General features: G+C 63.7%; 15 protein-coding genes. 8 read left to right on the top strand and 7 right to left on the bottom strand.

What is annotated here, in order from left to right:
- Nucleotides 1-22: 22 nt before the first annotated feature.
- A complete protein-coding gene (locus ACESMT_RS06540) occupies nt 23-1603 on the bottom strand; it encodes an efflux RND transporter periplasmic adaptor subunit (RefSeq protein WP_372825764.1) in 1581 nt (526 codons plus the stop codon).
- A gap of 389 nt (nt 1604-1992) precedes the next feature.
- Here ACESMT_RS06540 and ACESMT_RS06535 point away from each other — a divergent pair, with 389 nt between their 5' ends.
- Together ACESMT_RS06535 and ACESMT_RS06530 are read left to right on the top strand one after the other, a co-directional pair.
- Nucleotides 1993-2505: an RcnB family protein gene (locus ACESMT_RS06535; RefSeq protein WP_372825763.1), complete on the top strand. Its 513-nt coding sequence runs from the start codon at nt 1993-1995 to the stop codon at nt 2503-2505.
- Between the two features lie 278 nt (nt 2506-2783).
- Nucleotides 2784-3296, top strand: a complete 513-nt coding sequence (locus ACESMT_RS06530; protein WP_372825762.1) for a YHS domain-containing (seleno)protein — start codon at nt 2784-2786, stop codon at nt 3294-3296.
- On the opposite strand, the gene ACESMT_RS06525 is transcribed toward ACESMT_RS06530, so the two are convergent.
- Nucleotides 3280-3828, bottom strand: a complete 549-nt coding sequence (locus tag ACESMT_RS06525; protein ID WP_372825761.1) for a peroxiredoxin-like family protein — start codon at nt 3826-3828, stop codon at nt 3280-3282. The two genes, ACESMT_RS06530 and ACESMT_RS06525, sit on opposite strands and share 17 nt — an antisense overlap.
- Before the next feature lie 103 nt (nt 3829-3931).
- Here ACESMT_RS06525 and ACESMT_RS06520 point away from each other — a divergent pair, with 103 nt between their 5' ends.
- The 3 genes from ACESMT_RS06520 to ACESMT_RS06510 all read left to right on the top strand — a co-directional run bounded on the left by ACESMT_RS06520 (nt 3932) and on the right by ACESMT_RS06510 (nt 7468).
- The gene (locus tag ACESMT_RS06520; RefSeq protein WP_372825760.1) at nt 3932-4771 is read left to right on the top strand and encodes a cupin domain-containing protein; all 840 of its coding nucleotides are present in this window, start codon (nt 3932-3934) and stop codon (nt 4769-4771) included.
- Nucleotides 4772-5083: 312 nt separating this feature from the next.
- The gene (locus ACESMT_RS06515) at nt 5084-6568 is read left to right on the top strand and encodes a SulP family inorganic anion transporter (RefSeq protein ID WP_372825759.1); all 1485 of its coding nucleotides are present in this window, start codon (nt 5084-5086) and stop codon (nt 6566-6568) included.
- 45 nt (nt 6569-6613) lie between these two features.
- Entirely contained in the window at nt 6614-7468 is an 855-nt protein-coding gene (locus tag ACESMT_RS06510) for a universal stress protein (RefSeq protein ID WP_372825758.1), read from the top strand.
- 25 nt (nt 7469-7493) lie between these two features.
- Here the strand turns inward: ACESMT_RS06510 and ACESMT_RS06505 are convergent, their stop codons facing one another.
- Genes ACESMT_RS06505 through ACESMT_RS06485 form a run of 5 tightly spaced genes read right to left on the bottom strand, consistent with a single transcriptional unit; the run spans nt 7494 to nt 11775 of the window.
- Nucleotides 7494-8699 carry an MFS transporter gene (locus tag ACESMT_RS06505; RefSeq protein ID WP_372825757.1) on the bottom strand — a complete coding sequence of 402 codons (1206 nt, stop codon included), beginning with the start codon at nt 8697-8699 and terminating at the stop codon, nt 7494-7496.
- Nucleotides 8699-9433, bottom strand: coding sequence for an aquaporin (locus tag ACESMT_RS06500; protein ID WP_372825756.1), 735 nt, complete (start codon nt 9431-9433; stop codon nt 8699-8701). Before ACESMT_RS06500 ends, ACESMT_RS06505 begins: the two co-directional genes overlap by 1 nt.
- Nucleotides 9430-10098 (bottom strand): arsenate reductase ArsC, encoded by a 669-nt coding sequence (locus tag ACESMT_RS06495; protein ID WP_372825755.1) that lies wholly within the window; start codon nt 10096-10098, stop codon nt 9430-9432. Before ACESMT_RS06495 ends, ACESMT_RS06500 begins: the two co-directional genes overlap by 4 nt.
- Nucleotides 10099-10105: 7 nt before the next feature.
- Nucleotides 10106-11410, bottom strand: a complete 1305-nt coding sequence (locus ACESMT_RS06490) for a hypothetical protein (protein WP_372825754.1) — start codon at nt 11408-11410, stop codon at nt 10106-10108.
- A 14-nt stretch (nt 11411-11424) separates the two neighbouring features.
- Nucleotides 11425-11775: an ArsR/SmtB family transcription factor gene (locus tag ACESMT_RS06485; RefSeq protein WP_372825753.1), complete on the bottom strand. Its 351-nt coding sequence runs from the start codon at nt 11773-11775 to the stop codon at nt 11425-11427.
- A gap of 53 nt (nt 11776-11828) precedes the next feature.
- Between ACESMT_RS06485 and arsC the strand changes: the two genes are divergently transcribed.
- From arsC to ACESMT_RS06470, 3 genes are all read left to right on the top strand, one after another.
- Entirely contained in the window at nt 11829-12260 is a 432-nt protein-coding gene (gene arsC / locus ACESMT_RS06480) for an arsenate reductase (glutaredoxin) (protein WP_372825752.1), read from the top strand.
- A complete protein-coding gene (gene arsH, locus ACESMT_RS06475; RefSeq protein ID WP_372825751.1) occupies nt 12226-12966 on the top strand; it encodes an arsenical resistance protein ArsH in 741 nt (246 codons plus the stop codon). Before arsC ends, arsH begins: the two co-directional genes overlap by 35 nt.
- 334 nt (nt 12967-13300) lie before the next feature.
- Nucleotides 13301-13687: an RNA recognition motif domain-containing protein gene (locus ACESMT_RS06470; RefSeq protein ID WP_372825750.1), complete on the top strand. Its 387-nt coding sequence runs from the start codon at nt 13301-13303 to the stop codon at nt 13685-13687.
- Nucleotides 13688-13853: the final 166 nt, after the last annotated feature.

The raw sequence follows: 13853 nt of genomic DNA, 5'->3' as shown, positions 1-13853 counted from the left end.
GCGTGCAGGTGCGTGCTTGTCGTCACTGCGCGGGTGCCTGGCTGGCCTGACGCCGCCGTTCCATGATTTGCTGCCAGCGCGCCAGCGCAGCGGCGTCGCCCCGGTCTATCGCCGCCAGCAGGCCGGTGCGCCGCGCCAGCGCCTCCGGGTCGTCCTTGACCTGCTCCAGAAAACGCTTGCGCTGCTCGGCAGTGGGCGGTGCGCCAGCGTCGGCGGGCGCGGGTGTAGCGGGGGCCAGCGCCCTCGGCGGGCCGCCAGCCGCCGGGGCAGCAGCGGCAGGTGATGCGTCAGACCCGACTGGCCGGGGGGCCGAGGCGCCTGGTGCCGTGCTGTCAGCACGCGGCGCCGATGCCGCACCTTGTGGCCTGCGCCCACCGGCGCGGCCGGCAGCGCTTATGTCGCCCGGCAGCACCACACGCGCGCCGTCTTTCAGCCGGTCGGCACCCTCGGTGATGACACGTTCACCGGCCTGCAGGCCGGATGTTATGACGATCCTGTCCACGGTGGCTGGTCCGCGCTTGACAGGCCGCAGGCTGACGGTGCGCTCGGCGGCATTGAGCACATACACATAGTCACCGCTGTTGCCCAGACGCACCGCGGTCACCGGTACCACCACAGCGTTTTCTATCGTGCGGACCTGTACCTGCACGTTGACGAACTGGCTGGGGAACAGCGCCAGTTTGCTGTTGGCAAAACGCGCCTTGGCCTTGACGGTACCGGTGGTGGTGTCCACCTGGTTGTCCAACGATGCGAACACGCCGGTGTCCAGCGTGTTGGCGCGTGTACGGTCCAGCGCGGTGACCTTGATGGCGGCGCCAGAGGCAGCGGTTTGCTGCAGCTCGCCGACCTGGTCTTGCGGAATCGCAAACACCACGTCGATGGGCATGACCTGGGTAATCAGCGCGATGCCGTTGACATCGCTGGGATTGACGACGTTGCCGATGTCCACGGCACGCAGCCCCACGCGCCCACTCACGGGCGCCACCACGCGGGTGTAGCCCAGGTTCAGGCGAGCCACGCCTTCGTTGGCCTTGTCGATGACCACCGTGCCTTCGAGTTGCTTGACCAGCGCGGCCTGCGAGTCCACTTCCTGACGCGCAATCGAGTCCTGCGCCAGCAGGGTGCGAAAGCGCTGCAGCGTCACCCTCGCGCTGTCGAGCTGGGCTTCATCGCGCTGCCGTTGGCCGCTGGCCTGCTGCAGCGCGAGTTCAAACTGGCGCGGGTCAATGGTAGCGAGCAACTCGCCGGCCTTGACCATCTGGCCTTCCTTGAAAAGCACCTTCTGCAGCACCCCTGTGACCTGCGGGCGCACGCGAACCGACGCCTGGGGGGTGACGGTGCCCAGCGCGTCCAGCACGATGGGGATGCTGGCCTGCTCGGCTGTGGCGACGCCAACGGTGGTGGCCGGTGCGCCGCGCCGACCAGCGCCGCCCGGCCCGGTGGCTGTTTCGGTGGCGGGGCGGGTCAGGTGCCAGGCCAGCCAGCCGGTACCGGCCAGGGCCATCAGGGCAATCAAGCCACCCACCAGTTTGGCGCGGCGGCTCAGGCGTTTGCGGGGCGGTGTCTCTGAGCCGGGAGGCGGCGTCTCAATGGTCGGGTCCATCCGATGTCCTGGTTGCCTGCCGCTTTTTTTCAATGCAGCATTTTTGTTATTGATGGGTGCCGTGATCGGCACGGCTGGCTGGATGCCGTGGCATCTTGCGTCAGCGCTCAGGAATTATCACTTCAAGCCCTCGCGCCCGGATGTCGTGCGGGAAAGAGCCCGGTAAACGTGCTGTAAAGAAACAGGGCGCGTGTCCTGCGCTGGCGGCAAGGCCCCAGGCGTTCAGCATGTTGGCCTTTGATGGCTGATTGCCAGAGAAGCAGGCCGCAAGCCAGCTGGCGACAAACTGAGCAACAAGCGCGGGCTTGTCCTACAACTGAAGGTCAACCGTGGTGCGAACCTGACCGTTGAGCTTGTTCCAAGCGCTTTTAAACTTATAGGAGCACAACATGACCCGCTTCAACTTATCCAGTCGCCTCATCGCGCTGGCCATCACCTCCGTCTTTGTAGCCGGTCCGGTCTTTGCCAAAGGCAATGACGACAACAACGGCAAAGACAAAGACAAACAGGCCGAGAAATACGAAAAAAAGTATCAAAAACAGGCCCAGAAGGACGAAAAACGCGAACGCAAGGAGATCGAACAAGGCAAATATTTCAATGACCAGCAACGCACCTACGTCCGCGAGTACTACATCAGCAATTACGGCCCGGGCAAAAAATGCCCTCCTGGCCTGGCCAAAAAGGGCAACGGTTGCATGCCTCCCGGCCAGGTCCGCACCTGGGTGGTCGGCCAGGCGATTCCGCGTAACGTGACCATGTATTCGGTGCCGCAGCAAGTGATCGTGCAGCTGCCGCCGGCACCGTACGGTTACCGTTATGCCCGCGTTGGCGGTGACATCGTGCTGGTACAGCAGCAAAACAACCTGATTGTTGACATCATCCAAGGCTTGCTCGGCGGCTAGAAGCGTGCCCGGCATGGGGTGCCGGAAAAAAAATCCGGCCCCAGTGAGGATGATTTTTGCCGGATTTGCAGCCGACGATTCCGAGGCGCGACAGGCTCCTCGGGGCCGTTTCTGCAGCGTGAAGCTCTGACCCCCGGTGCGGCTGGCAACGTGCAGCTGCCGGGGGTTGCTTACCCATTTAGCTGGCCCGTCCTGAAAAGGTGACGACAGACGCTTCGAACTTTTTCCCGTGGACTTGCTCAGATATCCACAAGTGCGTCAGACCCTAACTTGCCGGCATGCAGATGCCCGCCTCACCCATGCGCTACCTTCTTCTTCGGCGGCTGTTCGCCATCCTGCTGCTCGCTCTGTCCACCCTGGCTTTTGCCGGCGCGGCCGAACCTGTGAGCACGCGCGATGGCGCACCCATCGGCGGAAAAGACACGGTGGCGTACCACGACCGTGCCAACCGGGACGCCCACACGGCGACAGATGGTCGCGCGGCCTTTACCGTGCAGTACCTGGGGCACGCGTGGCGGTTTGCTTCGCAGGCCAGCGCCGACAAATTTGCAGCCAGCCCCCAGGCCTGGGTCCCCCAATACAACGGTCACTGCGCCAACGCGCTGGCGAGTAGCGAGGGGCTGATCAGCACGAATGGCAACGTGTGGGAGTTTTTCGGCGACAAGCTATACCTGTTTTATGCCGAACGCGGGCGCCAGCGCTGGCTGCAAGGCGATTGGCAGGCCTTCAGCAAGGAGGCCGACGCCGCATGGAAGGCCATCTTGCTGTCGAGGCTCAAACCTCGCCAGTGAACTCGCCGCGTGCGGGGTAGTCCTTGCTGATGGCAAAGTCAATCGCACCCAACAAGTCCTGAAACTGTGGTCGGGCAAAAGGCATGGTCTGCACGGCGCTGTAATACAGCGTGCCATCCGGACGCACGATAAATACGCCCGGCTCGCTGAACAAGGCAGGCTCGTCAATACCAATCGACGTTTTTCCGCGCGAGGTGCTGATGTACAAACCCCACTCGCGGGCGGCCCGCAGGCTCAGGCCGTAAGCAAACTTCAAACCAGTGGCGCCGACCTTGGCGGCCATTTGCCCGGCACGGTCTTCATCGTCGCTGCTGATGGCCACCACCTGCACGCCGCGCGCGGCGAACTCGGGCGCCAGGCGCTCCAGCTCCAGCAGGTATTTGGCACAAATGGGGCAGTGCAGGCCACGGTAGAACACCAGCAGGTCAAACTTCTCGCCGGGCTGCGCCCCCAATACAAAACGGCCTCCTTCAGTGAGGGCCACATTGAGCGCGGGCACGGGGTAACGGGGCATGAGGGCTGAATGGTGCATGAGGGGTTCCTTGGGTGATTGGCGATGCGAATGACTATGCAATGGTCATTGTGCTGTACGATTTGCAATAATTAGTTCATAAATCATTGCATCAAGTACAAACATGACTGTTTCGATCAAGCCAGACCGCCTGTCGGCCCTGCTGCTGGGCCTGGCACCGCGCGTCGACATGTCGCCCGGCGTGCCGGAAGTGCATGGCGCAGCCACACTGCACTTTGCCGCCAGCGCCGCGCCGATGCTGCATCTGCACGTGCTCAGCAGTGGCACCTTGCAACTGCTTGCGCAGGGCGCGGCACCGGCAGTCGTCTTGCGGGCCAGCGCACCGGCTTTTTTGATCTGCCGCGCCGACCAGGCACACAACCTCACGTTGATGGCCGGCAATCCGCAGGATTCGCTGGTGTCGGCCAAGGCGTATCTGGACGGGCCGGTGGCGCCCTTGCTTCTAGCCGAGTTTGTGCAGCCCCGGGTGGTGCCGCTGGTCGAAGAGGAGTCCTTGCTGCAGCACGTGCTTGCGCTGCTGCGCAGCGAGATGAGCGAGCCGCGCTGCGGTCAGCCAGCGCTGCTGAACCGCGCGGGGGACATCATTTTTATCGGCCTGCTGCGCCACCTGATAGCGCACCCGGCCGGGCACAGCGGCTTGTTTAGCGGGCTGGCCGATCCGCGCATTGCCCGTGCGTTGGTGGCCATACACGACGCGCCGCAAGACGACTGGACACTGGATTCGCTGGCGCAGCATGCCGGCATGTCGCGCACCGCGTTTGCCGTGCGTTTTCGGGACACCATGAACAGCCCCCCGGGCAAGTACCTGAGCACGCTGCGACTGCATATTGCCCGGCGCGCGGTGCAATCGGGCCAGAGCCTCAAAGTGGCGGCCAGCGCCTCGGGGTATGGCAATGTGTCAGCGCTGTCCCGGGCGCTGTCGAAAGCGCGGGCACACGCCTAGCCTGGAACTCCGTCGCCAGTCATGCGGTGCAGTCGCCTCTACCTCGGGCTGCCAGGAAGGCACGCGGGCCGCATGGGTAAAATGAGGCGATGCGAAGAGTTATCGGCACACTGTCAACTTTCCGGGTGATCTACCCGCGCTGCGAGTTGCCGCGCGGCTACTTTTGCTCGGTGGCCCCGCCCTGAACTGTTGCCCGCAGCGCTCCGCGTCACGACATTCACCGGGTCAGACGGCCTTTTCGGCGGTCCTGCCTCATTCCCCTTCCCCATTGACTTGCGGTAGCCCGGCCATGTCTGGCGCCGCTTTTATTCCTTGAAAACATTCCACTCATCCATCCGCCGGGATTGGCTGTCCAATATCTGGGGCGATTTGCTGGCTGGCCTGGTTGTCGCGCTTGCCCTGATCCCCGAGGCCATCGCCTTTTCCATCATTGCCGGGGTAGACCCCAAGGTCGGTCTGTATGCGTCCTTCTGCATCGCGGTCGTGATCGCTTTTACCGGCGGCAGGCCCGGCATGATCTCGGCCGCCACCGGGGCCATGGCGCTGGTGATGGTGTTGCTGGTCAAAGAGCATGGGCTGCAATACCTGCTGGCCGCCACCGTGCTCACCGGTCTGCTGCAGATCGTTGCCGGCTTGCTCAAGCTGGGTGCGCTGATGCGATTTGTCTCGCGCTCGGTCATCACGGGTTTTGTCAACGCGCTGGCGATACTGATCTTTCTGGCGCAATTGCCTGAACTGACCAACATGAGCTGGGTGGTTTATGCGATGACGGCCGCCGGGCTGGCCATCATTTACGGCTTTCCTTACATCACGCGGGCTGTGCCGTCGCCGCTTGTCACCATCGTTGTGCTCACCGGCGTGGCGATGCTGCTCAAGCTGGACATTCGCACCGTGGGCGACATGGGCCAGTTGCCCGACAGCCTGCCCATCTTCTTGCTGCCCGATGTACCGCTGAATCTCGAAACACTCAGGATCATTTTTCCTTATGCCGCGACGATGGCCGTGGTGGGCTTGCTGGAATCGATGATGACTGCTTCGATTGTTGACGAGCTGACGGACACCAACAGCAACAAGAACCGCGAGTGCATGGGACAGGGCGTGGCCAACATCGCCTCCGGCTTTATCGGCGGTATGGCCGGTTGCGCCATGATTGGCCAGTCGGTCATCAACGTGAAATCGGGCGGGCGAGGGCGGCTGTCCACACTGGTGGCCGGTCTGGCGCTCCTCATCCTGATCGTGTTCCTGGGCTCCTGGGTCAAGCAGATCCCGATGGCTGCGCTGGTGGCGGTGATGATCATGGTCAGCGTCGGCACCTTCAACTGGGACTCGATCCGCAACCTGCGCAAACATCCGCCAAGTTCAACCATCGTGATGATGGCCACCGTGGTGGTGACCGTTTCCACGCATGACCTGGCCCAGGGCGTGTTTGTCGGCGTGTTGCTGTCGGGCCTTTTCTTTGCCCACAAGGTCGGCAAGGTGCTGCGCATCGACCGCAGTCTGGATGCCGAAGGCCGCCAGCGCACCTACAGCGTGGTGGGTCAGGTATTTTTCGCATCGGCTGAAACCTTCATCAGCAGCTTTGACTTCAAGGAAGCCGTGCAAAAGGTCTGCATCAACGTGAGCCGCGCCCACTTCTGGGACATCACGGCGGTTGGGGCATTGGACAAGGTGGTCCTCAAGTTCAAGCGTGAGGGCGCCGAGGTGCAAGTGCTGGGCCTCGATGAAGCCAGCACCACCATGATGGACCGCTTTGCGATTCACGACAAACCCGGCGCTGTTGAAAAACTCATGCATTGAAGCATCGACGACACCCACTGGACAAAAGAACAAAAGGAGCACCCGATGAACAAGGTTTATGCCTGCATTGACAGCTTGGCCAGCACGGCTGCCGTGATCGACTGGGCCGCATGGTCTGCACAGCGTCTGGATGCGCCGCTGGAACTGCTGCATGTGCTGGAGCGCACCGGCCGCCCTTTGGTCGCCGACTACAGCGGCGCCATCGGCTTGGGGTCGCAGGAGACGCTTCTAGCTGAATTGAGCGCGCTGGACGCGCAACGCGGCAAGCTGGCGCAGGAAGCCGGGCGGCAACTGCTGGCCGGTGCCCGCCAGCGCGCCGCGGCTGCCGGGGTAGCGCGCCTCGATGTGCGGCTGCGCCATGGCGAATTGATCGACACGGTGCTGGAGATGGAGCCCGACGCGCGTCTTTTTGTGCTGGGTCAGCACTACCATGCCAGCGTGGCCTCGAAGATTCACCTGGACCACCATGTCGAGCGTGTGATCCGCGCCGTGAAGCGCCCGGTGCTGGTCTCGCCCGGTGCGCCGTTCGAGGCGCCAAAACGCTTCGTCATCGCCTTTGACGGCAGCCCGACCGCCCGCAAGACCCTCGACACCGTGGCACGCAGTCCGATGCTTAAAGGCTTGCCTGTGCTGTTGGCGATGGTCGGCGCCGACACGCTGCAGGCGCGGCAGCAGCTTGAAGACGCCCGGCTCGCGCTGGCGGTGGCGGGTTTTGAGGCGGCAGTTGAGCTGGTGAGCGGCGAGCCCGAAGAAGTGCTCCCGGCATTGATCAAAACGCAGGGCGCGTCGCTACTGGTGATGGGCGCCTACGGTCATTCGCGCATTCGCCAGATGATTGTTGGCAGCACGACAACCACCTTGCTGCGGCTCAGCGAAATACCGGTTCTGATCCTGCGATGACATGAGGTTTGGTATCGGTCGGCAGCTAAGGCCTTGACCCGCGATCCTGCAGCAGTAAAAGGGCGGTAAAACCCAGTCCGCCCAGCGCTGCCGAAAACCACAGCGCCCCCGCCCCGTAGCGGTCCAGCGCCAGGCCGAACAGCCAGGGCGACAGGGCCTGTGCAAAACGAGCCGGCACCATCAGCAGGCCCTGGCGTGCGCCATAGTCCTTCACGCCAAACAGCACCAGCGGCAGCGTGCCCTTGGCAATCGTGAGCACGCCATTGCCCGCGCCGTGCAGCACGGTAAACACCGCGCCCGCCGGCACACCGATGAAGAGAAAAGCCATCGCGCCTACCGTGTGCATGGCACCTGCCACCCGCGCTGACACCAAGGGGTGGATGTTGCGCAGCAGTCCGTACTCGAGCAGGCGCCCGGCCACTTGCGCCGGTCCGACCAGCCCGGCAAACACCAGCGCGGTGGCCAGCGGCACGCCCTGGACCTGCAGCAGGCGCGGCAAGTGCGCTGCCATCGCGGTGCTGATGAACCAGGTCACGGCAAACACAAAAGCCAGCAGCACCGCCGTGCGGTTTGAGTCTTGCCCAGCGGGGCTGGCAGGAGCGCTTACAGCCCGATCCGCCGCGCGTGGGGCGTGCGCGGAGGGCGCAACGGGAGAGGAGGGCAGCATCAGGTTCAGTGGCAGCGCCACCACCAGGTGCAGGCCGGCCCAGACCCCGCAGGCCGTGCGCCAGCTCCATTCGAGTTCCAGCCAGGCCGACAGCGGCCAGCCCACGGTGCTGGCAAAGCCGGCCAGCAGCGTGATGCCGGTGATGGCACCGCGCGCGTCCTTGCCGTACAGGTGCACCAGCGCGGCAAAGGCGGCTTCGTAGAGGCCTGCGGCCATGGCCACCCCAAGCACGGCCCAGGCCAAAAACATGCCAGCGGGTCCCTGCGCCAACGCCAGCCCAGCCAGCCCAAGGGCAAAGACAAAACTGTTGGCGGCCAGCACAGGCCGGCCGCCGAAACGGTCAATCAGCTTGCCGGCCAACGGTCCGAGCAGGGCGGACACCACCAGCGCCAGCGAAAAACCGAGGAACACTGTCGGCGTGGCGATGCCCAAGTCGCGCGCCATGGACGTCGCCAGCATGGCTGGCAGGTAATAGCTGGATGCCCAGGCGAGCGTCTGCGCAATGCCCAGACCGGCAACCGTGGCGCTGCGGCGCTGGCCTGGGCTCAGCGCGCCGCGCAGCATCAGGCCTGGCCTGTGGGTCTGCTGCCTTCGAGCCAGCGGCTCATCAACACGCCTGCCGCAGCACCCACGGCTTCGGCGATGACGAAACCAGGCGCACTGGCGGGCGCGATGCCAGCAAAGCTGTCTGACAACATGCGGCCCAGCACGGCGGCAGGGTTCGCAAACGAGGTGCTGGCGGTGAACCAGTAGGCGGCGCCTATGTAGCAGGCCACCAGCGCCGGGGCCTTGCCGGGTGGCGCGCGAAGAATCACCAGAATCAGCCCGGCGGTGGCGATGGCTTCAGCCAGCCACTGGCCCCATTTGCTGAAGCTGCCGTCTGCTGACCAGCCGCCGCGCAGCTTGCTGCTCAGCTGCAGGATGTTCAGGTCAAACATGGCGTGCGCCAGCCAGGCACCGGCGATGGCACCCAGCAGTTGAGCTGCTATAAAAAAAAGAGCAATTCGCGCACGGCCATCAAGGGCTGAAGGCGTTTTTGACAACAAAACCAGAGTCACCAGCGGGTTGAAGTGGGCGCCGCTGACGGGCCCCAGGACCTCGATCAGCACGTACAGCGCAAACACGGTCACCAGGGTGTTGGCCAGCAGCGCCACACCGTTGTTGCCGCCCGAGAGTTGCTCGGCCATGATGCCCGAACCAATGACAGCGCAGAGCAGGCCAGCGGTGCCCAGAAATTCGGCGAACAGGCGCTGAGCCAGCGGCGGCGTGGTGAGCGCCGTGGAAGCCGCGCTGCTCATGAGCTGGCCAGACCGCGCGCAGTCTGCTGCACCATGGCGCGCTCCAGCTTGTCAGCCGGCAAGTTGATGAGCAGCTCCAGGCGTCTGTGGATCGCGTGCAGGGTCTGGCGGAAAGCTTCAAGTTTTTTCGCTTCATCGCCTTCGACCTCCGACGGATCGGCATAACCCCAGTGCGCGGTGGCGGGCTGGCCGGGCCAGTAGGGGCAGACCTCACCAGCGGCGTTATCGCAGACGGTGATGACCAAATCCATAACGACCCCCACGCTTTTCACTTCGTGTAATGCGCGAGGCCCTGCAGGCCGCGGCTCGCGAGACGCTTCGCCTCTGTCGCCTGTCCAAACCTGCTCAAGCAGGTTCGGAGCCGCAGGCTCCAGCCCCTCAGGGGCTGTGCTTGCTTGGGGCGGCCCTGCGCGGCGCACGTCCGGCGAATCCGGCTTGCCGAACTCGTCCCAGCTTTTACTGCGCAAGCCTTCAGTTGAAATGCCAGCGTTGTTGAGGACCTTCAGGCCCAGCGGGTTGGGCTGCTGGTTCTCGCGGGGGCTGCTGCCGGCCGAGAAGGCCTTGAAGCGGCCCTTGCCGATGTGGTTGAGTATTGCTTCGGCCAGAATGCTGCGGGCCGAGTTGTGGGTACACAGAAACAGGACGTTGAGGGAGCGCTCAGACATGAAGGTTTTACGGGGCGATCGTTGATGATGGAACAGAGATCAGGGGCAGCACCACCACCGGCGAAAAGCCGCCACCCTCTGTTCGGAAATTGGTGGTTTGCCCGGCGCAGGTGCGCGCAGCCAGCAGTTGCACCTGGCCGCCAAAGGTGTAGGCGCGGATGTCCAGCTTCAGGCGCGTCGCCACGCCATCCACATCGACCAGCCTTTCACTGGGCGGCACCAGCGCCTGGGCGATGAAACCACCCGCCGTGATGTGAGCCCAGACGCTTTTGGTCAGTTTGTCGCCCCGGTAAGCGGCCTTGGCGCCGTACCCGGCCACCGGCTTGAAGAACAGTTGCCGCCGCCGCGCCCACAGTGCATCCGCCTGCCCGGCGGTGACCAGCTCGGTGCGCGGAACAACCACTTGCAGCAGGCGGCGGTCCTCAGTGGATACGCCCCATGACGCCAGCAGCGCATCGTCACCCAGCGTGATCAGGTTGCGCTTGTCGGCAAACAGCGCGTGCGCACGCGGATGCGGCGTGACCACCGCAGCGCCTGCCAGATAGGCCGCGCGCAAGGCGGTGTGTGCGGGCTCGGACAGGCTGAAATCCGTCAGCCGGTTGTAGACCAGATCAACGGCTATGCCCGCGGGCAATGCCGGGTGCCACAGCGCGCCGTCTCTCCATTGCAGATCGCGTGCATCACCCACGGCGGCAGTGATGCCATGCGACAGAAACAGCTGCCGCGCCAGCGCAAATTCTGGCGACATGTATTGGTCATCGGGCGCGTCGTCAACAATCAGCACGCTGCGCAGCGGAGCCGTGCCGCGCTGGGCCTGCCACTCGCTGCGAAACATCGCCACAAAGGTGTCGTCCAGCCCCGTCAGATGGCTGGTGGCATCCATCAGCCCCTGCATGGGCGCGCAGCAGTCGCGGTGCGCGCGCGCCAATGCGGCGTTCAGCAGCGCGCCACCGGCGTTGGTGTTGATCTCGATCAGGCGCGGGCCGTCTTGCCCCAGGTGAAAGTCGTAGCCCATGAAAACGCCCGCGGGCCCAAAGTCGTGCTGGGCGGTTTCGGGGGCATGGGCCAGCGCCAGTTGCTGGTAGGCGGGCAGGGCCACCACCCGCTCAATGGCCGCAATCGCCTGGCTCAGCTTGGCGTTGATGGCCGGGTCCAGAAACACCGCCGTCTCGGAAAACAGATGTGGGTGCGTCGTGGTCAGCCCGCTCAGCATGCCTTGCAGGCTGGGGTCGGTTTCCAGCTGCTGGCGCAAGCGCTCGGGGTTCAGGGTGCGGCACAGGCAGCCCAGGTTCAGTGTTTCGGCGAGGTTCATCGCGGCGCCCCCGGTCAGCAGGCCGCGCACGAGGCAGCGTCGGCAACCTCGCAGGCTTCGCCCTGGCAACAATGTTCGGTCAGGTAGCCGAGCAGGGCGTTCATCTGTTGGAAGTTGGCGCGGTAGATCAGGTTGCGGCCGCGCGGCTCGCTGCTGACCAAGCCTGAATGCGCGAGTTCTTTCAGGTGGAAAGACAACGCGCTGGGCGCCACTTCCAGCAATTCGGCGATGGCGCCCGGCGTCAGCCCGTCGGGGCCGGCGACGACCAAGGCGCGGAAGGTGCGCAGCCGTTGCGCCTGGGCCAGTGCAGCCAGGGCTTTAACAGCGAGGGCTTCATCAAGGGATGCGAGAGGTTTAATTTCCATAATTCAAATATAATTGAATTATTGAATTGAAGCAATCAAACAGGAAAAAAAGCATGGCCGACATCACGATTTATCACAACCCGCAGTGCGGCACCTCGCGAAACACGCTGGCGCTGATCCGCAACAGCGGCGCAGAACCCGAAGTCATCGAGTACCTCCAGACCCCGCCCAGCCGCGAGACCCTGGCCCGCCTGGCTGCGCAGACCGGACAGCCGTTGCGGGCGCTGATCCGCAGCAAGGAAAAGCACTACGCCGAACTTCAGTTGGACAACCTTGCGCTTTCTGACGACCAGCTGCTTGACGCCATGTTGTCCCACCCCATTTTGATCAACCGGCCCATCGTAGTGACGCCACTGGGCACGCGCCTGTGCAGGCCGTCCGAGGCGGTGCTGGACATCCTTCCCAAGCGGCAGCGGGGCGCCTTCACCAAGGAAGACGGCGAGCGGGTTGTTGACGAGAAGGGAGAACGTGTTGCCAGCGCTTGAAGACCTTCCCAACCTCGACAGAACCCTGTTCACGCTGCCCACGGCCAGCGCTCTGCAGGCGTTTCGACCGTCAGCGCATGCGCCGCGCATATTGCTGCTGTATGGCTCGGTGCGCGAGCGCTCCTACAGTCGGCTGCTCAGCGAAGAGGCCGCGCGCCTGCTGCAAGCCATGGGCGCCGAGACGCGCACCTTCGATCCGCGCGGCCTGCCGCTGCCTGACGACGCCCCCGACACCCATCCCAAGGTGCAGGAGCTGCGGCAACTCGCGCAGTGGGCCGAAGGGATGGTCTGGACCTCGCCCGAGCGCCATGGCGCGATGACCGGCATCATGAAGTCGCAGATCGACTGGATTCCCCTGGCCGACGGCGCCGTGCGGCCGACCCAGGGCAAAACGCTGGCCGTCATGCAGGTCAGCGGCGGTTCGCAGTCCTTCAATGCCGTCAACCAGCTGCGCGTGCTGGGCCGCTGGATGCGCATGCTGACGATTCCCAACCAGTCCTCGGTCGCCAAGGCCTTCCTGGAATTCAACGAAGCCGGGCGCATGAAACCCTCGGCCTATTACGACCGGGTGGTTGACGTGATGGAAGAACTCGTCAAATTCACGCTGCTCACGCGGGATGTCTCGCCGCACCTGGTGGACCGGTACAGCGAGCGCAAGGAGAGCGCCGAAGCGCTGTCGAAACGGGTGAATCAGCAGGGTTTGTGAATTTTATGAGCCAAATCGGGCTCTGGCCCTTTACCAGCAAGCGTGAGAAGCTATTGAATTCATAGCAAGTGAACGTTCCCGCACCTTCATGAAAGCGTCAGAAGGGTGGTTTGGCCGGCGTTTGTACCGTGCTGACCGTGTTTATCTTGCCCTTTCAGTGAAAGTAATGTAGTGGTCGCACGTTTCCTAACGCATAATCGGGGGGTACGGGTGTCAATTCGCCCGGACAAGTTAGGTGATCGGTCAGTTTCGCGCGCTACGGCGGTACTTCTGGATTTGTTGTGCTTTCGGGACTCCATCGCTTTTGTTTTATGTGTTTTTTTGAGGAGTCCTCATGGGCAACAAACTTTACGTCGGCAACCTGCCATACACGGTGCGTGACGAAGATCTGCAACAATCTTTTGGCCAGTTCGGCGCTGTCACCAGCGCCAAAGTCATGATGGAGCGTGACACCGGCCGCTCCAAAGGCTTTGGTTTTGTCGAAATGGGCAACGATGCCGAAGCGCAGGCAGCGATTGCCGGCATGAACGGCCAGTCGCTCGGCGGCCGTAGCATCACCGTCAACGAAGCTCGTCCGATGGAGGCACGTCCTCCACGCAGCGGCGGCTTCGGCGGCGGTGGTGGTGGTGGTGGTGGCGGCTACGGCGGTGGCGGTGGCGGCGGCGATCGTTCTGGCGGTGGCGGCTACGGCGGCGGCGGCGGCGGTCGCGGCGGCTACTAAGCCCTGTACCCAGCCTTCCCGGCCTCGTGCCGGGAAACGCAACAAAGGCCTCGGAACTCCGGTTTCGAGGCCTTTTTTCTTTGGGGGCAACATGCTTGCCAGCGCTGGGATGATGCCGGATTTTCAAGTCGTTTTTGCCCCCAGCCCTTATCCAGAAAGCGCAAGC

Origin of the sequence: Polaromonas sp. (assembly GCF_041689105.1) — a bacterium.
Taxonomy (GTDB): Bacteria; Pseudomonadota; Gammaproteobacteria; order Burkholderiales; family Burkholderiaceae_C; genus Polaromonas.
This window is presented reverse-complemented; position numbering and strand designations above follow the sequence as displayed.

Bases quoted from the DNA above. Each gene is read 5' to 3' on its own strand.
- ACESMT_RS06470 (WP_372825750.1), top strand. From the start codon at position 13,301: ATGGGCAACAAACTTTACGTCGGCAACCTGCCATACACGGTGCGTGAC.
- ACESMT_RS06495 (WP_372825755.1), bottom strand. From the start codon at position 10,098: ATGTCTGAGCGCTCCCTCAACGTCCTGTTTCTGTGTACCCACAACTCG.
- ACESMT_RS06510 (WP_372825758.1), top strand. From the start codon at position 6,614: ATGAACAAGGTTTATGCCTGCATTGACAGCTTGGCCAGCACGGCTGCC.
- arsC (WP_372825752.1), top strand. From the start codon at position 11,829: ATGGCCGACATCACGATTTATCACAACCCGCAGTGCGGCACCTCGCGA.
- ACESMT_RS06530 (WP_372825762.1), top strand. From the start codon at position 2,784: ATGCAGATGCCCGCCTCACCCATGCGCTACCTTCTTCTTCGGCGGCTG.
- ACESMT_RS06490 (WP_372825754.1), bottom strand. From the start codon at position 11,410: ATGAACCTCGCCGAAACACTGAACCTGGGCTGCCTGTGCCGCACCCTG.
- ACESMT_RS06525 (WP_372825761.1), bottom strand. From the start codon at position 3,828: ATGCACCATTCAGCCCTCATGCCCCGTTACCCCGTGCCCGCGCTCAAT.
- ACESMT_RS06500 (WP_372825756.1), bottom strand. From the start codon at position 9,433: ATGAGCAGCGCGGCTTCCACGGCGCTCACCACGCCGCCGCTGGCTCAG.
- ACESMT_RS06505 (WP_372825757.1), bottom strand. From the start codon at position 8,699: ATGCTGCGCGGCGCGCTGAGCCCAGGCCAGCGCCGCAGCGCCACGGTT.
- ACESMT_RS06540 (WP_372825764.1), bottom strand. From the start codon at position 1,603: ATGGACCCGACCATTGAGACGCCGCCTCCCGGCTCAGAGACACCGCCC.
- ACESMT_RS06535 (WP_372825763.1), top strand. From the start codon at position 1,993: ATGACCCGCTTCAACTTATCCAGTCGCCTCATCGCGCTGGCCATCACC.
- ACESMT_RS06485 (WP_372825753.1), bottom strand. From the start codon at position 11,775: ATGGAAATTAAACCTCTCGCATCCCTTGATGAAGCCCTCGCTGTTAAA.
- ACESMT_RS06520 (WP_372825760.1), top strand. From the start codon at position 3,932: ATGACTGTTTCGATCAAGCCAGACCGCCTGTCGGCCCTGCTGCTGGGC.